Annotated in this window: 22 protein-coding genes; 11 read left to right on the forward strand and 11 right to left on the reverse strand. The window is 63.7% G+C overall.

The features are described 5' to 3' along the window. Position 1: 1 nt before the first annotated feature. The 5 genes from BF95_RS00515 to BF95_RS00535 all read left to right on the forward strand — a co-directional run bounded on the left by BF95_RS00515 (position 2) and on the right by BF95_RS00535 (position 5,106). Positions 2 to 1,291: a nucleotide-binding protein gene (locus tag BF95_RS00515; protein ID WP_043148621.1), complete on the forward strand. Its 1,290-nt coding sequence runs from the start codon at positions 2 to 4 to the stop codon at positions 1,289 to 1,291. Positions 1,292 to 1,341: 50 nt separating this feature from the next. Continuing rightward, the gene (locus BF95_RS00520) at positions 1,342 to 2,340 is read left to right on the forward strand and encodes a type II secretion system F family protein (protein WP_043148623.1); all 999 of its coding nucleotides are present in this window, start codon (positions 1,342 to 1,344) and stop codon (positions 2,338 to 2,340) included. A 19-nt stretch (positions 2,341 to 2,359) separates the two neighbouring features. After that, a complete protein-coding gene (locus tag BF95_RS00525) occupies positions 2,360 to 3,349 on the forward strand; it encodes a type II secretion system F family protein (protein ID WP_043148624.1) in 990 nt (329 codons plus the stop codon). Positions 3,350 to 3,479: 130 nt separating this feature from the next. Next, the gene (locus BF95_RS00530; protein WP_043148625.1) at positions 3,480 to 3,896 is read left to right on the forward strand and encodes a DUF2147 domain-containing protein; all 417 of its coding nucleotides are present in this window, start codon (positions 3,480 to 3,482) and stop codon (positions 3,894 to 3,896) included. A gap of 67 nt (positions 3,897 to 3,963) precedes the next feature. Then, positions 3,964 to 5,106: a TonB family protein gene (locus BF95_RS00535; RefSeq protein ID WP_081763972.1), complete on the forward strand. Its 1,143-nt coding sequence runs from the start codon at positions 3,964 to 3,966 to the stop codon at positions 5,104 to 5,106. Positions 5,107 to 5,149: 43 nt separating this feature from the next. Here BF95_RS00535 and BF95_RS00540 read toward each other — a convergent pair whose 3' ends face one another. The 5 genes from BF95_RS00540 to BF95_RS00560 form a co-directional block, all read right to left on the reverse strand. Then, the gene (locus BF95_RS00540; protein WP_043148626.1) at positions 5,150 to 5,839 is read right to left on the reverse strand and encodes an aspartate/glutamate racemase family protein; all 690 of its coding nucleotides are present in this window, start codon (positions 5,837 to 5,839) and stop codon (positions 5,150 to 5,152) included. Between the two features lie 81 nt (positions 5,840 to 5,920). Next, complete coding sequence (locus tag BF95_RS00545) at positions 5,921 to 7,342, reverse strand: NAD(P)(+) transhydrogenase (Re/Si-specific) subunit beta (protein ID WP_043148627.1); 1,422 nt, start codon at positions 7,340 to 7,342, stop codon at positions 5,921 to 5,923. Continuing rightward, entirely contained in the window at positions 7,342 to 7,626 is a 285-nt protein-coding gene (locus BF95_RS00550; protein WP_006950157.1) for a proton-translocating transhydrogenase family protein, read from the reverse strand. The genes BF95_RS00545 and BF95_RS00550 overlap by 1 nt, the downstream gene beginning before the upstream one ends. Before the next feature lie 77 nt (positions 7,627 to 7,703). Then, positions 7,704 to 8,825 (reverse strand): NAD(P) transhydrogenase subunit alpha, encoded by a 1,122-nt coding sequence (locus tag BF95_RS00555; RefSeq protein ID WP_043148628.1) that lies wholly within the window; start codon positions 8,823 to 8,825, stop codon positions 7,704 to 7,706. A gap of 34 nt (positions 8,826 to 8,859) precedes the next feature. After that, complete coding sequence (locus BF95_RS00560) at positions 8,860 to 8,985, reverse strand: aa3-type cytochrome c oxidase subunit IV (protein WP_043148629.1); 126 nt, start codon at positions 8,983 to 8,985, stop codon at positions 8,860 to 8,862. Positions 8,986 to 9,140: 155 nt separating this feature from the next. On the opposite strand from BF95_RS00560, the gene BF95_RS00565 reads away from it, so the two are divergent. Then, entirely contained in the window at positions 9,141 to 10,586 is a 1,446-nt protein-coding gene (locus tag BF95_RS00565; protein ID WP_043148630.1) for a sigma-54-dependent transcriptional regulator, read from the forward strand. Between the two features lie 78 nt (positions 10,587 to 10,664). Next, positions 10,665 to 11,300: a hypothetical protein gene (locus BF95_RS00570; protein ID WP_043148631.1), complete on the forward strand. Its 636-nt coding sequence runs from the start codon at positions 10,665 to 10,667 to the stop codon at positions 11,298 to 11,300. Between the two features lie 11 nt (positions 11,301 to 11,311). Here BF95_RS00570 and BF95_RS00575 read toward each other — a convergent pair whose 3' ends face one another. Further along, on the reverse strand, positions 11,312 to 12,352 hold the full coding sequence (locus tag BF95_RS00575; protein WP_043148785.1) for a COX15/CtaA family protein: 1,041 nt from the start codon (positions 12,350 to 12,352) through the stop codon (positions 11,312 to 11,314). Between the two features lie 216 nt (positions 12,353 to 12,568). Between BF95_RS00575 and BF95_RS00580 the strand changes: the two genes are divergently transcribed. The 4 genes from BF95_RS00580 (at position 12,569) to BF95_RS00595 (ending at position 17,727) form a co-directional block, all read left to right on the forward strand. Next, positions 12,569 to 14,371 (forward strand): IlvD/Edd family dehydratase, encoded by a 1,803-nt coding sequence (locus BF95_RS00580; protein WP_043148632.1) that lies wholly within the window; start codon positions 12,569 to 12,571, stop codon positions 14,369 to 14,371. Between the two features lie 106 nt (positions 14,372 to 14,477). After that, entirely contained in the window at positions 14,478 to 16,055 is a 1,578-nt protein-coding gene (locus BF95_RS00585) for an aldehyde dehydrogenase (NADP(+)) (protein ID WP_043148633.1), read from the forward strand. Then, a complete protein-coding gene (locus BF95_RS00590; RefSeq protein WP_043148634.1) occupies positions 16,052 to 16,975 on the forward strand; it encodes a Gfo/Idh/MocA family protein in 924 nt (307 codons plus the stop codon). The genes BF95_RS00585 and BF95_RS00590 overlap by 4 nt, the downstream gene beginning before the upstream one ends. Before the next feature lie 17 nt (positions 16,976 to 16,992). Then, on the forward strand, positions 16,993 to 17,727 hold the full coding sequence (locus BF95_RS00595) for a FadR/GntR family transcriptional regulator (RefSeq protein WP_043148635.1): 735 nt from the start codon (positions 16,993 to 16,995) through the stop codon (positions 17,725 to 17,727). 24 nt (positions 17,728 to 17,751) lie between these two features. Here BF95_RS00595 and urtE read toward each other — a convergent pair whose 3' ends face one another. From urtE to urtA, 5 genes are all read right to left on the reverse strand, one after another. Further along, a complete protein-coding gene (gene urtE / locus BF95_RS00600; RefSeq protein ID WP_043148636.1) occupies positions 17,752 to 18,465 on the reverse strand; it encodes an urea ABC transporter ATP-binding subunit UrtE in 714 nt (237 codons plus the stop codon). Beyond that, the gene (locus BF95_RS00605; protein WP_043148637.1) at positions 18,462 to 19,220 is read right to left on the reverse strand and encodes an ABC transporter ATP-binding protein; all 759 of its coding nucleotides are present in this window, start codon (positions 19,218 to 19,220) and stop codon (positions 18,462 to 18,464) included. The genes urtE and BF95_RS00605 overlap by 4 nt, the downstream gene beginning before the upstream one ends. Next, a complete protein-coding gene (urtC, locus tag BF95_RS00610) occupies positions 19,217 to 20,257 on the reverse strand; it encodes an urea ABC transporter permease subunit UrtC (RefSeq protein ID WP_051519784.1) in 1,041 nt (346 codons plus the stop codon). Before urtC ends, BF95_RS00605 begins: the two co-directional genes overlap by 4 nt. A 15-nt stretch (positions 20,258 to 20,272) precedes the next feature. Then, entirely contained in the window at positions 20,273 to 21,136 is an 864-nt protein-coding gene (urtB, locus tag BF95_RS00615; RefSeq protein ID WP_235209494.1) for an urea ABC transporter permease subunit UrtB, read from the reverse strand. 123 nt (positions 21,137 to 21,259) lie between these two features. Further along, positions 21,260 to 22,474: an urea ABC transporter substrate-binding protein gene (gene urtA, locus BF95_RS00620; RefSeq protein ID WP_043148638.1), complete on the reverse strand. Its 1,215-nt coding sequence runs from the start codon at positions 22,472 to 22,474 to the stop codon at positions 21,260 to 21,262. Between the last annotated feature and the right edge of the window lie 34 nt (positions 22,475 to 22,508).

Below are 22,508 nucleotides of genomic sequence, written 5' to 3' on the forward strand. Positions count from 1 at the left end.
GATGAACGCACCCTGGAAACCCGGCGCGGCCGGTCCGCGTGATCCGTTTCACGCTTTCGTCTGCGACGATCACAGTTTCGACATGATCCGCGCGGTCGCCAATGAAATGGGCTGGGCGCCTGAAAAGGTCAGCAAGGGCGGGATGCGCAATGCGGTCCAAAGCCTGTCGATCACCGCCTCGCCGCAAATCCTGTTCGTCGATATGTCCGAAAGCGGCGATCCGCTCAACGACATCAACAGCCTTGCCGAAGTATGCGAACCCGGCACCGTCGTGATCGCGTCGGGCCAGGTCAACGATGTACGCTTGTATCGGGATCTCGTCGCCAGCGGCATTCAGGATTATCTCTTGAAGCCCTTTGGCGCGGATCAGTTACGCGATGCGCTGGCCAATGCGCAGGCGGTCTTCATGGCCCCGCGCGACGCTGCGCCTGAACGGCCGCATATGGCGGTTGCCGTCATCGGCACGCGCGGCGGCGTCGGCGCATCCAGCCTCGCCACCTCGCTGGCCTGGCTGCTGTCGGACAAGAAGAAGCACACGACCGCGCTGCTCGACCTGGACGTGCATTTCGGCACCGATGCGCTGGCGCTGGATCTGGAACCAGGCCGCGGCCTGACCGACGCGATCGAAAATCCCAGCCGTATCGACGGGCTGTTCATCGAACGTGCCATGGTCCGTGCGAGCGACACGCTGGCGATCCTGTCGGCCGAAGCGCCGATCAGCCAGCCGATGCTGACAGACGGCGGCGCTTTCTACCAGTTGCTGGAGGAGTTCCGATCGGTCTTCGAATGCAGCGTGGTCGATCTGCCGCGCGCCATGTTGATCCAGCATCCGCATCTGATCAGCGACGTGCAGGTCACGATGCTCGTCACGGAGCTGACGTTGGCATCGGCACGCGACACGATCCGCATTCTCTCCTGGCTCAAGACCAATGCACCCAACAGCCGCGTCGTCGTCGTCGCCAACCGCGTCCATCCCGGCTCCCCGGAAATCAGCCGCAAGGATTTCGAACAGTCGATCGAACGCAAGGTCGATGTCCTCATTCCCTTTGACCTGCGGGTCGCGTCCCAGGCGGCAAAGCTCGGCAAGACGCTGGCCGAAACCGCCAAGGGCAGCAAGGTGGGTGCGGCCTGCAACAGCCTGCTCGAAGAGATAGTGGGCGCAGCGCAGGCAGACTATGCCCCATCCGGTGGCAAAGCGGCCGCGAAAAAGAGCGACTCCCTGCTCGGCAAGATCGACTTCAGAGCCCTGATGTCACGACGCAAGGACAAGGCGAGCGCGCTGGAAGATTGACGACGCACGCCGCCCGGTGGCGGCGTCGGCCCACGAAGGACAGGTAGGTAATGGACGGCAATTTCATCCTGATCATGGTGCTGATGGCGACCCTCATGGGCCTAGCCGTCGTCGCCTTTGCCGGTCCTTCACCGGAAAAGGCACGCAAGCGCCGCGTCGCGATGATCCGCGGCCGTCACAGCGATTCGGCCGAAGCCCTGCTGGAAGCGCGCATGCGCAAGGCGATCTCCAATCGCTCCACCACGGTCGAAGCCAAGATGCTGGTGTCGCTCATTCCCAACCCGGAAAACTTGACCAAACGGATCAAGATGACTGGCAAGAAATGGACGCTCAGCCAATATATGACGGCCAGCGCCTTCCTGTTCCTGGGCATCACCGCCTTGCTGATGCTGCGCGGCTTTCCGCCGCTGATGGCGCTGATGGTCGGTCTTGCCGCCGGGCTTTTCCTACCCCATTGGTGGATCGGTCGCCTGATCAACAAACGGATCGCTCAGTTCAACGCCAAATTCCCCGACGCGCTGGAATTGCTGACACGCGGCCTGCGTTCGGGCCTGCCGATCGCCGAGACGCTGGGCATCGTGTCGAGCGAAGTGCCCGGCCCGGTAGGCGAAGAGTTCAAGCTCATCACCGAACGGATCAAGATTGGCCGGTCGATGGAACAGGCGTTGCAGGAAACGGCCGATCGCCTGGGCACGCCCGAGTTTCAATTCTTCGTCATCACGCTGTCGATCCAGCGGGAAACCGGCGGCAATCTTGCCGAGACTCTTTCGAACCTGGCGACGGTCCTGCGGCAACGCGCGCAGATGAAGCTCAAGATCCGCGCCATGTCGTCTGAATCGAAGGCGTCGGCTTATATCATCGGGTCGCTGCCGTTCCTGGTGTTCGCGATGATCTGCTACATCAACTTCGACTATATGAGCCCCTTTTTCACGCCGGACCCTGCCGGCCTCTTCGGACTGTCGCTGATGCAGGTCGTGGGTATCGGGGGCTTTTGCTGGATGGGCATCGGCGCGTTCATCATGGCCCAGATGGTCAGTTTCGAAATCTGATAGGGAAGGGAGAAAAGATATGGATGCCCCTGCCCCCGCCGGCACTTTGTTTGGCCTGACCGCCACCGACGTCGGCACGTTGCTCGCCGCGCTGGCGACGCTCGCCATGCTCTTTGCCTTATATGCCGTGATGACGGTGCGCGACCCGATGGCCAAGCGGGTCAAGGCGCTTAATGAACGGCGCGAACAGTTGAAAGCCGGCATCACGGCCTCGACCGGCAAACGCCGCGCCAGCCTGGTCAAGAAGAACCAGACGACCGACAATATGCGATCCTTCCTGTCGAGCCTGAAGGTCTTGCAGGATGATCAGCTCAAGGATGCGCAGATCCGTCTGGCCCAGGCAGGCATCCGGTCCAAGGATCTGGCCGTCGCGGTGATTTTCGGCCGGATGTTCATGCCGATCATCATCGGCGGGCTGGCCGTGGTCCTGCTCTATGTCGTGGGTATTCAGCCCGAATGGGGGCCGATGAAGCGCTTCTTCGCCTTCGCCATCACCCTTATCCTCGCTTATAAGGCGCCTGACCTCTACATCGACAACAAGGTTACCAAGCGCTCCGCCGCGATCCGCAAAGGACTGCCCGATGCGCTCGATCTGCTGGTGATCTGCGCCGAGGCCGGGTTGACCGTCGACGCCGCCTTCAACCGGGTGGCGCGCGAACTGGGCAAGGCCTATCCCGAACTGGGCGACGAATTTCAGCTCACCGCCATCGAACTGTCCTTCCTCACCGAACGGCGCATGGCGTTTGAAAATCTTGCCAACCGGGTCAAGCTGGACGCCGTCAAGGGCGTGGTCACCACCATGGTCCAGACCGAAAAATATGGCACCCCGCTTGCGTCGGCGTTGCGCGTCCTGTCGGCCGAATTCCGGCACGAACGCATGATGCGCGCGGAGGAAAAGGCCGCGCGTCTGCCCGCGATCATGACGGTGCCGCTCATCCTCTTCATCCTGCCGACCCTGTTCGTCGTCATCCTCGGCCCGGCGGCCTGCTCGATCAGCGAGGCCTTCTAAAAAAATCGCGATAGCGTGCGGCCCGATGCCGTAGCGTTTCCTGCCAATGCGCCCGCTTCCGCCGTAAAAGGCGGTGGCGGGTGCCGTGCATCCCGCTTATCTCTCGTTTCAAGACAAGAGAGAGGATCGCATGAAGAGCATCGCATTCGCCATCGCTACGTTGGCCGCCGTCACGACCCTGCCCGCCCAGGCCGCCCAGCCGGTGACCGGCCGCTGGACCACCGTCGATGGCAAGGCCATCGTCCACATCGCCCCTTGCGGCAAAAGCCTGTGCGGCAAGATCGAGAAAATCCTCAAGCCCACGCCTGGCCGCCCACTTACCGACGTGGAAAATAGCGATCCTGCGCTACGCTCGCGCTCGTTGGTGGGCCTGCCCCTGCTGACCGGCTTTTCCGATGCGGGCGACATTTGGAAAGGGACGATCTACGATCCCGAAAGCGGCAAAAGCTACAAGTCCAAGATCAATCGCAACCCCAATGGCACCTTGAAGGTGCAAGGCTGTATCGCGTTCCTGTGCAAGACGCAGACCTGGACACCGACGCGCTAGCGACATGGCGGCGAGGTCGAGGATAGCCTGTCTTGTAAGCGTCATGCCTGCGGGATAGGCTTTGCACATGAGAACCCTGCTTATCTGCCTCGGCACCGCCGCGCTTCTCGTCTCGGGCCGGGGGCAAGCCCTGGCATCTTCGCCACCACCACCGCCCCCACCCGTCGTCACGGATCATCGGGCGAATGCGCAACGGCATTTAGTGACGTGGACGGCGGGGGACGTCCGGTGTGGCGGACAGGCCGTTACCGCCCTCGTCATACGTCAGCCATTGTCCACACTGGCGTTTTCGTCCCGGCACGAGGCGCCAGCGCGCCGCTATCGTTTTCGGATCGACGCGGAGGGACGCCCCTTGTCGATCGTTCAGGATGGTGCGGCCGCCTTGGGCCAGGCCGCTTATGACGATGTCGCCGCGTCACTTGCCGCGTCACGCTTCCCCCCTCAATCGTCGCGATCCGATTGCGCCATCGCATTCACCGCGCAGGCCACGCCGATCGATGAAGCGGCCGCGGCCGACCTGATGGCCTACAGCATCTCGCCTTTGTCGGGTCGCCTGCCGCCCGAGGCTTGGAAGCAGATGGCTCCCGCCCCGTCGACCTGTTTCGACAGGCCGCGTCCGGCTGTACGCAACCGGGCTTTCCCCGATTTCAATGCGCTGCCCGCAACGCCTGGCGTACGGGACTGGTCGATGATTGGCTATGACCTCAATGCCAAGGGGCAACCCGTGAACCTGCGCGTGGCCGAAAGCACGGGGAATAATGCGCTGGATGCCGCTTCGATGAAAGCCATAAAGGCTTCGCGCTTTACCCCGGGAGAGCGCAAAAGCTGCCTTTATCCCTATTGGCGCACGCCCGGGACGATAGCGGCACCGGCGCGTCCCGACCCGGCCAGCCTCAAGCCCATCGGAAGCAATTGTCCTGCGGACCTGGCCTGGGCAACCAAGCCCAGACTCGTCTATCCGTCAGCCTATCGGCGGCGCGCGATCGAGGGATGGGCGGCGATCGCCTATGATGTCGCACCATGGGGAGAGCCGGGCAATGTGCGCGTCCTGCTTAGCGAACCAGCCGCCGCGTTCGGGCAACAGGCCGTCCAGATCGTCCGGTCCGCGCGCAAATCGCCATCGCAAAATGGCACGACAGGGTGCGTCGATATGATCCGATTTTCGATTGACCAGGATGATGGATCAGCCGACCCGACATTGGAAGACTGATATAGATGCAGCCTATCGTCTGCCGTGCGCTCCGTTTCCTATGTCACCCCAGGATGAAATCCACCCCCGCCATCGCATGAATGCTGGTGCAGTCGTAGATCGGCAGCACATTGGCCTTCACGTCGACGATCATTTCCAGCTCGGTACAGGCCAGCGCCACCGCCTGTACATCCTGCTTGGCGATGTCGGTCAGCGCGCTCTTCATGAAGCGCTGCGACTCCTTGTTGATCCGTCCCGCCGACAATTCCTCATACATGATGTGATTGATCCGGTCGGCGAGCGCAGGATCAGGCGGCAACAATGACATGCCATAGCCCACCAGCCGCTGGCGGTAGAATTTCTCCATCATCACATTACGCGTGCCCAGTAGCGCCGCGGCGGTAATGCCGTCGCGCTGCATCGCCTGCCCCACGACATCGGCGATGTGGATGACGGGAATAGATACCGCCGCCTGCACCCGGTCATAAACGCGATGCATGGAATTGGCGCAGATCAGCAACGCCTGGGCATCGGCCGCCTCCAGCCGCCGCGCCGCCGACACCAGGGGTACGGACGCGCAATCCCAGTCGTCGTCCGACACGCATTGCGCCACCCCTGCAAAGTCCAGGCTCTCGATGGCGAGTGGTGCGCTGTGCAGCCCACCTTGGGACCGTTGCACCGCTTCGTTGATGATCTGATAATAGCGGGCCGTCGATGCCCAGCTCATTCCCCCGATCAGGCCGATCTTGCGCATCTGATATCCTTGCCCCGCAATAAAAAAGGGACGGCCGAGCGGTCGCCCAGCCGTCCTCACACTGGTTAGGGGAAGCCTGGCTTAATCGGCAAGCCCCTTGACGATATCCTCCACCATCTTCTTGGCATCGGCCAGCAACATCATGGTATTGTCCATGTAGAAGACTTCATTGTCGACACCGGCATAACCGGCCCCACCCATGGAGCGTTTGATGAACAGCACCGACTTGGCGTTGGCGACGTCCAAAATCGGCATGCCGTAAATGGGCGACGTCTTATCGGTCTTGGCCGCCGGGTTGGTGACGTCGTTCGCGCCGATGACGAAGGCGACGTCGCACTGGCCGAACTCGCTGTTGATGTCCTCCAACTCGAACACGTCATCATAGCCGACATTGGCTTCGGCCAGCAGCACGTTCATATGCCCCGGCATGCGTCCCGCGACCGGATGGATCGCATATTTGACGCTGATGCCTTCCTTCTTGAGCAGGTCACCCATTTCACGCAGCGCATGCTGCGCCTGGCTCACCGCCATGCCATAACCCGGCACGATGATCACGCTTTCCGCTTGCTTGAGCAGGAAGGCGGCGTCTTCGGCCGACCCGCGCTTGTAGGGACGGTCGATCACTGCCCCACCCGCGCCCGACGGCCCGGCATCGGCACCAAAACCACCGGCGATCACGCTGATGAAGCTGCGGTTCATCGCCTTGCACATGATGTAGGACAGGATCGCGCCCGACGACCCGACCAGCGCGCCGGTGATGATCATCGCGCTGTTGCCCAGCGTAAAGCCCATCGCAGCTGCGGCCCAGCCTGAATAGCTGTTGAGCATCGACACCACGACCGGCATGTCCGCCCCGCCGATCGGGATGATCAGCAGGAAGCCGATGATGAAGCTCAAGATGGTTACCGTCCAGAAGACCCATGGGCTCTGGTCGGTCACGAAATAGCCGATCAGCCCCAGGATCGCTGCCAGCGTGCCCAGGTTGATGACATGGCGCCCCGGCAGCATGATCGGCTTGCCAGACATAGTGCCGTTGAGTTTCAGGAAAGCGATGACCGAGCCGGAGAAGGTGATCGCGCCGATCGCGACGCCCAGCCCCATTTCGATGCGGCTCGCGCCGTGGATTTCGCCGGTTACGGCATCCACAATCCCGAACGCGCCCGGATTGAGATAGGCGGCAGCTCCCACCAGCACGGCGGCCATGCCAACGAGGCTATGAAAGGCCGCGACAAGCTGCGGCATGTCCGTCATTGCGATCCGCCGCGCGATGATGAAGCCGATGCCGCCACCGATGGCGATGGCTGCGATGATTTCGGGCAGGCTCACCACATCATGGGTGTAGAGCGTGGTGGCGACGGCGATCGCCATGCCGATCATACCCATGCGGTTGCCGCGACGGCTGGTGGCCGGGCTGGACAGCCCACGCAGCGCCAGGATGAACAGGACGCCCGCGACCAGATAGGCCAGGCTCACGCCCCATGGGATCTGTGCGATCTCATGCATCACTTGCGCTCCTTCTTCTTGTACATCGCCAGCATCCGCTCGGTGACCGCAAAGCCACCGAAGATGTTGACCGATGCAAAGACGACCGCGAGCAGCCCCAGATATTTGGCCGCCGCACTCCCCGCCTCCGCCGACGCGACCAGCGCGCCGACGATGATGACGGACGAAATGGCGTTGGTGACCGCCATCAAGGGCGTATGCAGCGCAGGCGTCACCGACCACACCACATAATAGCCGACGAAACACGCCAGCACGAAAACCGACAGGATGGAAATAAAGTCCATCATCCTACTCCCCGTTCGTCCCGATTTGGCTGCGGGACGTTTGGCCTAAACGCGCAGGGCGCGAAAAAGCGATTCCCCTAGCCGAGCAGCCGCTCGTTCACGACCTTGCCGCCCTGCGTCAGGCGGATGGCGTTGCCGATTTCCTCGTCCAGCACCGGCGCGTTCTTGTCCTTGTCCCAGAAGGCGGACAGGAAGTTGAACAGGTTGCGCGAGAACAAAGCCGACGTGTCCGCCGCCAGTCGCGATGGCACGTTGCGATGCCCCACGATCTTGACGCCATGACGCACGACCACCTCGCCCGGCATAGCGCCCTCGACATTGCCACCCTGCTCGACCGCGAGGTCGACGATCACGCTGCCCGGCTTCATCGTCGCGATCTGCGCGTCGCTGATCAGGCGCGGCGCGGGCCGCCCGGGAATGAGCGCGGTCGTGATGACGATGTCCTGCTTGGCGATATGCGCCGACACGAGTTCGGCCTGCGCAGCCTTATATTCGTCGGACATTTCGGTGGCATAGCCGCCAGAGCCTTCGCCCTCGATCCCCGCGACCTTCTCGACGAAGATTGCCTTGGCCCCCAGCGATTCGATCTGCTCCTTGGTCGCGGCGCGCACATCGGTCGCGCTGACCTGCGCCCCCAGCCGCCGCGCGGTGGCGATCGCCTGCAAGCCTGCCACGCCGACGCCCATGATGAAGACACGCGCGGCCGACACCGTGCCCGCCGCCGTCATCATCATCGGAAAGGCTCGGCCATATTCGGCGGCGGCATCCAGCACCGCCTTATAGCCTGACAGGTTGGACTGGGACGATAGGATATCCATCGATTGCGCGCGGGTGATGCGCGGCATGAACTCCATGGCCAGCGCCTCATAGCCGGCAGCCGCATAGGCATCGACCCGCGCCCGCTCACCGAACGGATTGAGCCCGGCCACGATCCAGGCACCTGGATTCGCGCCGGACAGGCTGGCGACGTCCGGTCCCTGCACGCCCAGCACGATATCCGCGCCTGCGACCGTCGCGGCCCGATCGGCCACGTTCGCGCCCGCCGCTGCATAGTCTGCGTCGGCGATCGACGCCGTCAGCCCGGCCCCCGCCTCGACCGCAACCTGCGCGCCAAGGCCGATAAACTTCTTCACCGTCTCCGGCGTCGCGGCAACACGGGCTTCACCCGCTGCCTGTTCTTTCACCACTGCTATTTTCATTATTATGGCATCCCCTCCTGTTCGTCGCTGCGACCTAGCTGGAGATCAGCAGCACCACGATCGCGGCAACGGCGACCGATGCGATCGTGCCCCACTTCATCAGGCCGACAAATCCCGAATATGTTTGCGTCGCGTCCTTAATATTGCCGTCTTTGGTCATGACTGGTCCCCTTCTTGCGGTAAAATCAGGCCAACCTCTTATCCCTAACCTGCCCCCCTCTCAACCCGCCGGGCTGTAAGAAAATCTTTCGCGGTTAAGCGCGTCTTTACTCTGTGCCTTTACCATCGGTCTCCTGTTGCAATTGAGGGGTGTTAATGGCGCGCGACGGCATACCTATGCTGATGCTGATCGACGACGAACCGGCGCAAAGGCGGCTGGTATCGGCGCTGGCGGCGCGTGCGGGCTGGCGCACCATCTTCGCTGGAGACGGCGAAACCGCCATCGCGATGCTTGGCACGCAGGACGGCATGCAACTCGACGCGATCATCCTCGACCAATGGAGCCCGGACTATGAGCCCGCCGGTCTCGTGGGCGAAATTCGTGCGCGGCGACCGGCTTTACCGATCCTGATCCTGACCGCTCATAATAATGTCGCGGTCGCGGTCGATGCCATGCGGGCCGGGGCCACCGATTATCTCTCCAAGCCGATCGCACCCGAACGCCTGCTCGCCGCGCTTAATGCCACGCTGACCGATGGCAGCGACGGCGAACTGCGCCCGCTCACCGAAAAAATCACCGCCCCCCTCTCCTTCGAGGATGTCGTCGGCTCCGCGCCGCAATTCCGCGCCGCGCTCGCCATCGCGGCCAAGGCAGCGCGCGCCCGCGTGCCCGTCTTGATCGAGGGGGAAAGCGGCGTCGGCAAGGATGTGATCGCGCGCGCGATCCACGCCGCTTCGCCCCGCCACAAACAGGCGATGGTCACCGTCAACTGCGGTGCCATACCCGCCAACCTTGTCGAATCAGAACTGTTCGGTCATGAGCGCGGCGCCTTCACCGGTGCGTTCGACCGGCATGTCGGCAAGTTCGCCAGCGCCGACATGGGCACCATCTTCCTCGACGAAGTGAGCGAGATGCCGCTCGATGCGCAGGTCAAGCTACTGCGCGTGCTGCAGGATGGCGAAGTCCAGCCGATCGGCGCTCGCCGCCCGATCCATGTCGATGTGCGCGTCATCGCGGCCACCAACAAAAGACTGGTCGAAGAGATCGAGGCCGGACGCTTCCGGGAAGATCTTTATTATCGCCTCAACGTCGTGCAGCTCACCATCCCGCCGTTACGCGAACGGATGGGCGACATTCCGGCACTGTGCCGTCACCTGTTGACGCGGATCGCTACCCAGCCGGGCTTGCGTGGCCTCGGCCTCACCGACGATGCGCTCGCGCTGCTGATGCAGCATGGCTGGCCCGGCAATGTCCGCCAGCTGCAGAATGCGCTCTTCCGCGCCGCTGTGCTGTGCGACGGCGACGCCCTGACGCCGCAGGATTTTCCGCAGATAGCAGCCCAGATCAAGGCCGGCGATCCGCTCGATCGCTTGTCCGTCCGCTCGCGGGCCGCCAATCAACCGCATCGCGATGGCGCAGGCATCACCCTGTTCGAAGGCGACGGTCATGTCCGCCAGCTCGCCGACATCGAAGCCGATGTCATCCGCCTCGCCATCGGCCATTATCGCGGCCGCATGACGGAGGTCGCTCGACGCCTGGGGATCGGTCGATCGACTCTCTATCGTAAACTGGCCGAACTGGGCATCGACAGCGCCGCCTGACCGGCGAACATGGCGTCCTGTCGCCTCCTTTTGGGCAATGTCGTTGAATTATCGCCGCGCCTATGCTTTGGAACGGGTATGAACCGTTTTCCCATCGCCGCTTGCCTGCCCTTCCTCTTGCTCGCCGCCTGCGGGCGCACTGAGCCGGTCGCTGATATGCCGAGCCAGGAGGAGTTGGCGGCCGCCGCCAATGCCGCCGCTGCCGAAGCGCTTGCCGCGCAGCAGAGCGACGAAGGTCTGGACTCGCTCAATTATGTGAATGCGGCGCGCGGCTTTGCCGTTACGCTGCCCGAAGGCTGGGTGAAGGATGAAGGTGCCAGCAACGCCGATGGCATCGTCTATGAAGATCCGGGTGCAGGCGCGGATGTGCGCGTCTTCTGGCAGAAGAATGACGGCGACCAGACGCTGCAACAGATTGTCGAGACCGTCAGCGATGGCGCCGAAGGGGTCGATGGCGATTTCATCGGCGACAATGAATATCGCGGCACCGCCAATGATGGCGAAGGCAATAATGTCGCCGTCCGCCTGCTGCGCCAGCCCGACGGATCGATCGTAACCGCCACCTTCGTCTATCCCGAAATGCTGAGCGAACAATATCAGAGCATATCGGACGCGCTGTTGCGCAGCCTGCGCTTATTGCCGACTGCGGGCGCTGCAACTCCGGACGCCGCCCCAGCAGCCGCCGCCAATGCAGCGACGGCGGAACAGCCCTAAAGCCTCTCGCCTTACCCCCTGCGCCGCCCAATGCTATGCGCGCCCCAGGCCATGGCGGCGACGACGATCGCGCCGACCGCCTGGTGCAGAACCGCAAGCGGCAGCGCGATGCTGCTCATCACCGTGGCTATGCCCAGCAGGACTTGCGTGCCGACGCTCGCGTTGATCGCGATCGACGCTCCGCGCTGGCCCGCCCGCTTCGCCCGCCGCGCCAGCAGGATCGCCAATGCCGCGACACCCCACGCCCACCAGCGATGGATGAAATGGACCAGATAGGGGTCGCTCGACACTGTCGCCCATAGCGAACCCATCCAGGCAATGCCGACGGGCACGAAGCGATCGTTCATCAGCGGCCATGTGTTGGCGACATAGCCCGCATCCAGCCCGGCAGTGAATGCGCCGAACAGCAATTGCACGAACAGCGCGATCAGTACGACCAGCGCAAAGGGCCGCAACGTTGCCGGGCGCGCATTGCGGTCCCGCGCGAGCATCAACAGGTCAAGCGCCGTCCACACCAGCCCGCCGATGATGAACAACGCCGTCAACAAATGCACGGCCAGCCGATAATGGCTGACGTCGGTGCGTTCCGACAGGCCCGATTGCACCATCCACCAGCCAATCGCTCCTTGCAACCCGCCCAGCGCCAGCAGCGCCACCAGCCGCCAGCCATAGCCCTGCGGAATGGCGCGCTTCCACGCGAACCACAGCAGAGGCAGCGCGAAGGCAACGCCGATCAGCCGCCCCAACAATCGGTGCGCCCATTCCCAGAAGAAGATGAACTGGAAATCATTGAGGCTCATGCCCCGGTTGATCTGCTGATATTCGGGGATCTGCTGATAGAGGCGAAACGCCTCATTCCATTGTTCCTGGGTCAGCGGCGGGATGGCCCCGGTAATCGGCTTCCACTGCGTAATCGACAGGCCGGATTCGGTCAGGCGGGTGATGCCGCCGACCACGACCATGATGAAAACGAGCGTCGCTACCGATAGCAGCCAGCGGGCGATGGCGCGCGGCGCGGGCGCGGCGGACGATCGGGGAAAGGTCGCGGTCATGGCCGGTCCATGCGCCGATGCCTGGCGCGTTTCAAGAGCGCATCGAGTGGACAAATGGGCAGGCCCGCCGATGATCCGCCAGATGACATCTTTCCCCCAAACCACCGCCAAATTTGCGCTGCCGATCGCATGTACGCTTGAAACTGTATTTGTATGAGTATATCGACATGATGAGCGCGCAAAAAGCGCCATGCCTTTTCTCGTCAGGATGCCCCAATGAGCGATTCGTCCAAGCCCGCCCCCAAATTGCGCAGCCGCGCATGGTTCGACAACCCCGACAATATCGACATGACCGCGCTCTATCTGGAGCGTTATCTGAACTTCGGCCTCAGCCTGGACGAACTGCGCAGCGGCAAGCCGATCATCGGCATCGCCCAGACCGGCAGCGATCTGTCGCCCTGCAACCGCCATCATATGGTCCTGGCCGAGCGCATGCGCGATGGCATCCGCGAAATGGGCGGCATCGCGCTCGAATTTCCGGTCCATCCCATCCAGGAAACGGGCAAGCGCCCGACCGCCGGCCTTGACCGCAACCTCGCCTATCTCGGCCTTGTCGAAGCAATCTACGGCTATCCGCTCGACGGCGTGATCCTGACCACCGGCTGCGACAAGACCACGCCGGCGCTGCTGATGGCGGCTGCAACCGTCAACATCCCCGCCATCGCGCTGTCGGTCGGCCCGATGCTCAATGGCTGGTTCAAGGGCGAGCGCACCGGTTCGGGCACGATCGTCTGGAAGGCGCGCCAACTGCTCGCGGCGGGCAAGATCGACGATGAGGGCTTCATCAAGCTGGTCGCCTCGTCCGCCCCGTCCACCGGCTATTGCAATACCATGGGCACGGCATCGACCATGAACTCGCTCGCCGAAGCGCTGGGCATGATGCTGCCGGGTTCGGCCGCGATCCCGGCCCCCTATCGCGATCGCCAGGAAGTCGCTTACCTGACCGGCAAGCGCATCGTCGAAATGGTCGCCGAGGATCTGAAGCCCTCCGACATCTTGACCCGCGACGCCTTCCATAATGCGATCATGGTCAACAGCGCCATCGGCGGGTCGACCAACGCGCCGATCCATCTCGCCGCGATCGCCCGCCATGTCGGCGTCGACCTGCCGCTCAAGGATTGGGAAACGGTTGGTCACAAAATCCCGTTGCTGGTCAACCTCCAGCCTGCGGGCGAATATCTGGGCGAGGATTATTATCGTGCCGGTGGCGTCCCCGCCGTGGTCGCACAGCTGATCGCGCAAGGGCTGATCCACGAGGGCGTCATGACCGTCAATGGCAAGACCATGGGCGACAATTGCCGCGGCGTGGAGATTGAAGACGAAAGGGTCATCCGCCCCTTCGATCAGCCATTAGTTGAAGATGCCGGCTTCTTGGTCCTGTCGGGCAATTTGTTCGACGCCGCCGTCATGAAGACCAGCGTCATCAGCCCGGAATTCCGCGATCGCTACCTGTCCAACCCCGAAGATCCCAATGCCTTTGAAGGCCCGGCGGTCGTGTTCGACGGGCCAGAGGATTATCATCACCGCATCGATGATCCCTCGGTCGGCATCACTGACCAGACCTTGCTCTTCATGCGTGGCGCGGGGCCGATCGGTTATCCGGGCGCGGCCGAAGTTGTAAACATGCGCCCCCCTGCCTATCTTATCACCGAAGGCGTTTCTGCCCTGCCCTGCATCGGCGATGGTCGCCAATCAGGCACGTCGGGCAGCCCGTCGATCCTCAACGCCTCGCCCGAAGCGGCGGCCATGGGCGGCCTCGCGCTGCTCGAAACCGGCGACCGGGTGCGCATGGATCTCAACACCGGCACGGTCAACGTGCTGATTTCGGACGAGGAATTGGCTGAGCGGCGCGCAAAGCTGGAGGCCGCTGGCGGCTTCAAATATCCCGCTTCGCAAACGCCCTGGCAGGAAATCCAGCGATCGGTCGTTGGCCAGATGGATACCGGCGCGATCCTTGAAGGCGCGGAAAAATATCAGCGCATTGCCCAGACCATGGGCCTGCCGCGCGACAATCATTAACTGGCCCCCGGCGCAAGTCGGTGTCCAGCCCCACGGTCAGCATTGGACCCCGGCTTATGCCGGGGAACGATGCTGACCTTATCTGACTGAATTTCAGGAGAATCCCATGTTCAACGGAGCCATCCTCATCGGCGCAAACGAGCGTCAGGGCGGAGAGACTTTCTACGCCATCAACCCGGCGACCGGCGAAAAAGGCGACATCGCCTTCTCCAGCGCCATGCCCGCCGAAGTCGAAGAAGCCAGCAAGCTGGCCGACGCCGCGTTCGACAGCTTCTCGACCCTGGCACCCGATGCCCGCGCTACCTTCCTGGAGACCGTTGCGGACAATATCGTCGCCATCGGCGACCTGCTGATCGAAACCGCCATGGCCGAATCCGGCCTGCCGCGCGCCCGTCTGGAAGGCGAGCGTGGCCGCACCGTCGGCCAGCTGCGTTTGTTCGCCAGCTATGTCCGACTCGGTGACTGGTTTGACGCCACGATCGACCCCGCCATGCCCGACCGCGCACCCCTTCCCCGTGCAGATCTGCGCCGCGTCAACCATTCGGTCGGCCCGGTTGCGGTGTTCGGCGCATCCAACTTCCCGCTCGCCTTCTCGGTTGCCGGTGGTGACACCGCATCGGCCTTCGCTGCCGGTTCGCCCGTCATCGTCAAGGGCCATAGCGCCCATCCCGGCACCGGCGAACTGGTCGCCCGCGCCATCCAGGCGGCGGTCAAGGCCTGCGGCCTGCATGAAGGCACCTTCTCCTACCTCCCCGGCGCAAACCGCGCTTTGGGTGGCGCACTGGTTGCTGATCCCCGTATCAAGGCGGTCGGCTTCACCGGATCGCGTGGCGGTGGCGTTGCGCTGATGAAGATCGCGGCGGACCGCAATGAACCGATCCCGGTCTATGCCGAAATGTCGAGCATCAACCCTGTCGTCCTGCTCCCCGGCGCTCTGGCGGATCGCGCCGAAGCCATGGGCACGGCGTTCGTCGGCTCGCTGACCATGGGGTCGGGCCAGTTCTGCACCAACCCTGGCCTCGTCATCGCCCTCGATGGCCCGGACCTCGACAAGTTCGTCGCCGCCGCCGCCCAAGCCATGTCCGGCGCCCAGCCGCAGGTCATGCTGACGCCCGGCATCCACGAAGCCTATGAAAAGGGCGTCGCTGCCCTGTCCGGCGCAGATGGCGTCACGACCGTTGCTCGTGGCACCGAAGCGGACGGCTGCAACCGTGGCCAGGCCGCCTTCTTCGCGACCGATTCGGCGACCTTCGGGGCCAATCCGCTTCTGGCCGAAGAAGTGTTCGGTTCGTCGTCCGTTTTGATCAAATGCAGCAGCATCGAGGAAGTCATCGCGACCATCGCCGGTCTCGAAGGCCAGCTGACCGCGACGCTCCAACTGACCGAAGCCGACAATGCGGATGCCGCCAAGCTGCTCCCCGTGCTGTCGCGCAAGGTCGGCCGCATCCTGACCAACGGCTGGCCAACCGGCGTCGAGGTGACCCATGCCATGGTGCATGGCGGTCCCTTCCCGTCGACCGCCGATGGTCGCTCGACCTCGGTCGGCACGCTGGCGATGATGCGCTTCCTGCGCCCTGTCTGCTATCAGGACGTGCCCGACGCGCTGTTGCCAGCCGCCTTGCAGGACGCCAACCCGCTCAGCCTGACGCGCCGCGTCGATGGTAAGCTGGTCGCTGCTGCATGAGCATCCGGGCAGGTCTGGTAGGGCTGGGTAAAATCGCGCGCGACCAGCACCTGCCCGCGATGGCAAAGACCGACGGCATCGATCTAGTGGCCGTCGCCAGCCGCAACGCGCAGGGGGAAGGGGTGAATAATTACCCCGACCTCGGCGCGATGCTGGCGGGCGAACCTGATCTGGACGCCGTGATCTTGTGCCAGCCGCCGCAGGCCCGCTATCATGCGGCGCGGCAGGCGTTGCTGGCGGGCAAACATGTTTTCCTCGAAAAGCCGCCCGGCGCGACCGTCTCTGAAGTAGAGGCGTTGATCGCGCTGGCGCAGCATCAGAATGTCACCCTCTATGCCAGCTGGCATAGCCGCTATGCCGCCGCCGTGGCGCAGGCCAAGGCCTGGATCGCGCAGCGCAAGATCGAACGCATTTCGATCCAATGGCGCGAGGATGTTCGCCACTGGCACCCTGGCCAGCCCTGGATCTGGGAAGCAGGCGGCTTTGGCGTGTTCGATCCGGGCATCAACGCCCTGTCGATCCTGACCGAAATCGTCCCCGAACCCGTCACCGTCCTGTCCGCCAGTCTCGAAGTGCCGTCGAACAAGGACGCCCCGATCGGCGCGACGCTCGCCATGGCGACCGCGTCGGGCGCACCGATCGACACTGTGTTTGATTGGCGTCAGACCGGGCCGCAGACCTGGGACATCGCCGTCGACACCGACAATGGTAGTCTGTTGCTGTCCGAAGGCGGCAACACGCTGCGGCTGGACGGTGAAGTGCAGTTGAAAGCTCCCGACGAAGAATATCCCGCCATGTATCGCCGTTTCGTCGATCTGGTCGCATCCCGCGCGATCGACGCCGACACCGCGCCGCTCCGTCTTGTGGCCGACGCCTTCCTTTGCGGGCGGCATTGCCCTACGGCTGTATTCGAGGATTAGAAACGGGAGCGGGAATTGTGAACAGTGGGCGCAAGGTCGGGTCGGAAGAGAGCGGGCTGCGCATCCACCAAACAATTGCCCGCGACCTGGGCACCGCCATACTCACCGGCCGCCACCAGCCCGGTGAATTGTTCGAAGGTGAGATCGAGGCGTCCGACCGCCTCGGTGTTTCCCGCACCGCCTATCGCGAGGCTGTCCGCATCCTCATCGCCAAGGGGATGCTGGAAAGCCGGCCCAAGGCAGGCACCCGCGTCCTGCCGCGCAATCGCTGGAACGTGCTCGATCCCGAAATGCTCGCCTGGATGTTTGCCGGCGAGCCGGACGCCAACTTCATCCGTGACCTGTTCGAACTACGCGGCGTCATAGAACCGGCGGCAGCGGAGTTCGCGGCACGACGCCGCACCGACGATCAGCTCGCGGTGATGGAGGCCGCGCTTGCGGAGATGGGCCGCTATGGTCTCTCCACGCCCGAAGGCCGCGCCGCCGATCAGCGCTTTCACAATATGATCCTGGCCGCGACGCATAATGATGCCCTCGAAGCCTTGGCCAGTTCGGTCGGCGCGGCGGTAAGCTGGACCACCACCTTCAAGCACCGCAAGAAATTGCTGCCCCGCGACCCCCTGCCCGACCATCGCGCCGTCTACCAGGCGATCGCTGCGCGCGACACGGCAGCCGCCCGGGCGGGCATGGCGGAACTGCTGCGCCTGGCGCTCGCCGACATGGACATCGCGTTGGCGGAACCGGGCGGCTGATTATCCTCCCCGTGCCGGGGAGGATTAAATCTGCACCAAATGCGCGACGTCCTTCGCGCTCTCGTCGGCGATCGCGCCCTGCCGGATGATCCGCCCATTCTGCATCGCGCAATAGCGGTCGGCAAAGCGCCACACGAAATCCAGATATTGTTCGACCACCAGCACCGTCATGCCCAGTTCGTCGCGCACATGGACCAGCGCGGCTTCGATCTGCTGGACGACATTAGGCTGGATACCCTCGGTCGGTTCGTCGAGCAGCAACAGGCTCGGCTCCCCCGCCAACGCCCGGCCGATCGCCAATTGCTGCTGCTCGCCGCCCGACAGGAAGCCTGCTGCCCGACCGCGGATATCCCACAGCTTGGGGAAAAGGTCGAAAATATGCTGCGGCACCTTGGCGCCGCGCTTGCCGCGCCCGGCCAGCGCCGACAGGCCGGTTTCGAGATTTTCCATGACGGTGAGTTGCGGAAACACATGCCGTCCCTGCGGCACGAAGCCGATCCCCGCCCGCGCGCGGCCATGCGCGGGCATCGCGGTCATGTCGCGCCCGTCGAAATGCAGCGTTCCGCCCGTCACCGGCCGGGTGCCCATGATCGTATGCAGCAAGGTGGTCTTGCCCACGCCGTTGCGCCCGATCAACGCCATTACCTGCCCGCGTTCCAACGCCAGGTCGACGTCCCACAAGACGCGGCTCTGGCCATAAGCGCTCGATAGGCCCGCAATCTCCAGCAGCGCGCTCATGCCGTATGGCCCAGATAGACGGCCGCCACTTCCGGGTCGGCGCGCACTTCGGCCACGCTGCCTTGCTTGAGGAACTTACCCTGATGCATCACCGTGACCGGCGCGGCCAATTGCTCGACGAAGCTCATATCATGGTCGATTACCAGCACGGTGCGGCTATCCCCCAGCCCCAAGATCAGTTGCGCGGTGCGGCTCGTTTCGGCCGGTCCCATGCCCGCCGTCGGCTCATCGAGCAGCAGCAGTTCCGCGCCCGTCGCCATCACCATCGCGATTTCCAGCCATTGCTTCTCACCATGGGCCAGCGTGCCTGCCTCCACATCGGCGCGATGCGTGAGCGCGACTGCCTCCAGCGCCTCTTCCACCGCCGCCCGCTCTTCCACCGGAATGCCGGTGCCCAGGCTTTTCCACCAGCGCCGGTCGCGCCGCGCCGCCAGCGCCAGATTGTCGCGCACGCTCAAGGTCGGCAACACGCCGGGTGCCTGGAACTTGCGGCAAATCCCCCGCCCGACGATCGCCTGTTCGGGCAGGGTCTGGATCTCCTCGCCCTTGAAGACAACCCGCCCCTCGCTTGGCCGCACCCGGCCGATGATCGTATCGCACAGCGTCGATTTGCCCGCGCCATTGGGACCGATCACGACCCGCGTCTCGCCCCGGTTCAGCGTCATCGAAAAACCGTCGAGCGCCTTGAACCCGCTATAGTCGATGGTGACGCCATCGACGCTAAGCAGAAGCTCGGAAACCGCCGAACCGCTCATGCCGCCTTCCCCTTCGCCAGGCCCGCCAGCCCGCGCGGCAACAAGGTCACGACGAAGATGAACAGCGCCCCCATCAGATAGAGCCACAATTCGGGGAAAGCGCTCGAAACCGCATCGCGCGCCAGGTTGACCAGCAGCGCGCCGACGATTGCGCCCGCCAGGCTGTAGCGCCCGCCGATCGCGACCCACACCACCATCTCGATCGAGGGGACGACGCCGATCAGCGCGGGCGACACGACGCCCGCATGCAGCGTGAACAGCGCGCCGCCGATCCCCGCCAGCATCGCGGCGATGGCGAAGGCCGCCACCTTGAAGGGCGTCGGGTTATAGCCCAGGAACCGCACCCTGTTCTCGCCATCGCGCGACGCCCGCAACAATATGCCAAAGCGCGATGCCAGCAGCCAGCGCAGCGCGATGAACGCGACGCACAGTACCGCCAGCGTGACCCAGTAGAGCGCCGATCCCGTGCCGGGACTAGCCAACCCCACACCGAAGATCGAATAGAAGTCGGTGAGGCCATTAAAGCCCCCCGTCACATCCTGCCGACTGATGATCAGCGTTGCGAAGGCGAGGCTCAGCGCTTGCGTGATCAGCGCGAAATAAGTGCCGCCCACGCGGCGATGAAACACCGCCCAGGAAAACAGCGCGCCCGCCAAAGTCGGGATGATGACGATCGCGGCCAGCGTGAAGAGCGGGCTGGTGAACGGCTCCCACCAGAGGGGCAGGCTTTCGCGTCCGCTCCACACCATGAAGTCCGGGATCTCGCCGTCGGGCAGATCGGCCAGTTTCATGTGGATGGCGATGGCATAGCCGCCAAGGCCGAAAAACACTCCCTGCCCCAGGCTCAATATGCCGCCATGGCCCCAGATGAGGACCAGGCCCAGCGCCAATATCCCCATCGCCATGAAGCGGGCGAGCAGGTTGAGGTCATAGCTCGACAGCGCGAACGGCGCGACGAAGGCGAGCGCCAGCAGGAGCCACGGCAAGACTGGCTTGATCGGCGCGAAGCGCGTGGTGAGGGCGGAAAGATCAGGCATCGAGTTGGCGGGTCTTTACGGCGACGACGCCTTGCGGGCGCACCTGGATGAAAAGGATGACGAAGACGAGCAGCAACATCTGCGCGACGCTGACATCGACGAAAATCTGCGCCAGCGCGGCGAACAGCCCCAGGATGATCGCGACGCGGTCGTGCCGACAATGCTGCCCAGCCCGCCCATCACGACGACCAGGAAGGCAGGGATGATATAGCTTTGCCCGACATTGGGCGTCACCGGGCCAAGCAGCGCGAGCATCACACCCGCAAGACCCGCTACGCCTGAACCCAGGCAGAAGACGGTCAGGTCCACCCGCCGCACATCGATGCCGGTCGCCGACGCCATCATCCGGTCCTGATTGACCGCCCGCACCAGCAGCCCGATCCGGGTCTTGAGCAGCACGAGCGCCAGCGCACCCAGCACCAGCGCGGCGATCGCGATGATGAACAATCGTGCTGATGGCAGGGTGACGCCGAACGCCACGAAGCTGCCCGTCAGCCATTCGGGCGCGCGCACTTCGACGCCGACTGCGCCGAACAGGTCGCGCGCGCCCTGTTGCAGGATCAGGCTGACCCCCCAGGTGGCGAGCAGCGTGTCGAGCGGCCGTGCCGACAGGCGGCGGATCAGCGTCGACTGGATCAACCCGCCCATCGCCGCCGCGCCGATGAAGGCGACCGGAATGGCCAGGATGATCCCAATCGCTCCAGGCACCACCAGCAATGTCATCCAGGCGAGATACCCGCCCAGCATCAACATTTCGCCATGCGCCATGTTGATCACGCGCATCAGCCCGAAGGAGAGGGCCAGGCCAAGCGCCGCGAGCAGATACAGCGACGCGAGCGACGCGCCGTTGAACAACTGGTTGAGGAAGAGGGCGTCCATAGGTCTATAGATCCGTTCGTCCTGAGCGAAGTCGAAGGACTTGCCTGAGCGGAGCGAAGGCATCTCGTTTCGCTCGATAGAAGGCTTCGACAAGCTCAGCCCGAACGGTGTTCCTGACCATCTTTACAGCTTGCAAGTCTTGCCGGGGAAGGCGAACGCATCATAGGGTTCCGGCGCGATGTCCTTACCGCTGTCGGCGATGATCTCGAACTGGCCATCGGCCTTCAGCTTGCCAATATAGGCCTTCTGCACCAGGCTCTGGTTCGCTGCGAAGCTGACCGTGCCCATGGGGGTCGCAAAGCCGCCCAGCGATGCCGCCGCCTTGCGCACAGCGTCCGGCTCGAAGCTCTTGGCCTTCTCGACCGCCGCCTTCCACGCATAGACGTCCAGATAGCCATGGACCATCGGATCGGTGATCGCCGCGTCCTTGCCGAACTTCGCCTTATAGGCAGCGATGAACTTGGCGTTCGCGTCGCTGGGCAGGCTCTGGAAGTAGTTCCAAGCGGCATAGCTGCCCTCGACCAGGCCCGCGCCCATCGCCTGGGCCTCCTGCTCGCCGATCGAGAAGGACATGACCGGCATCGTCTTGGGGCTGATCCCGGCGGCCTGCATCTGCTTGAAGAAAGCGACATTGCTATCGCCATTCAGCGTGTTGATGATGATCGCCGGTTTGGCCTGCGCGATCTTGGCGATCACGCCTGAAAAATCGGTGCCGCCCAAGGGCACATAGGCTTCACCCAGCACCTGCATCCCGCCCTTTTCGATATGTTTCTTCAGGATCAGGTTGGCGGTGCGGGGATAGACATAGTCGGACCCGACCAGAAAGAAGCTCTTATAGCCCTGCGCCACCGCCCATTCGAGCGCGGGCAGCGCCTGCTGATTGGGCTGTGCGCCCGAATACATGATGTTGGGCGAACATTCATTCCCCTCGAACTGCACCGGATACCAGAGCAGGTTCTTGGTCCGCTCGAACACCGGCAGCATCGCCTTACGGCTGGCCGAGGTCCAGCCGCCGAACACGGTCGACACGCCATCGCTTTCGATCAGCTTCGACGCCTTCTGTGCGAAGGTGGACGGGTCCGACGCGCCATCCTCGACCAGGGCGTTGATCTGCTTGCCCAGTACGCCGCCGGTCGCGTTGATCTCCTCGATCGCCAGCATCTCGGCATTTTTCACCGTGATCTCGCTGATCGCCATCGTGCCGGTCAGCGACTGGAGCACGCCCACCGACACGCTGTCGCCCGCAGGCGCGCTCGCATTTTCGCTGCCGCCGGAACAGGAGGCCAGCGCCAGCGCGCAGGCGGAAGTGGCAAGCATAAGCAGCCTGGAACGGATCATGATGTGTAGGTCTCCCCCTGGCAGGCCGGTGGTG

Origin of the sequence: Sphingobium sp. Ant17, assembly GCF_000588875.1 — a bacterium.
GTDB lineage: Bacteria > Pseudomonadota > Alphaproteobacteria > Sphingomonadales > Sphingomonadaceae > Sphingobium.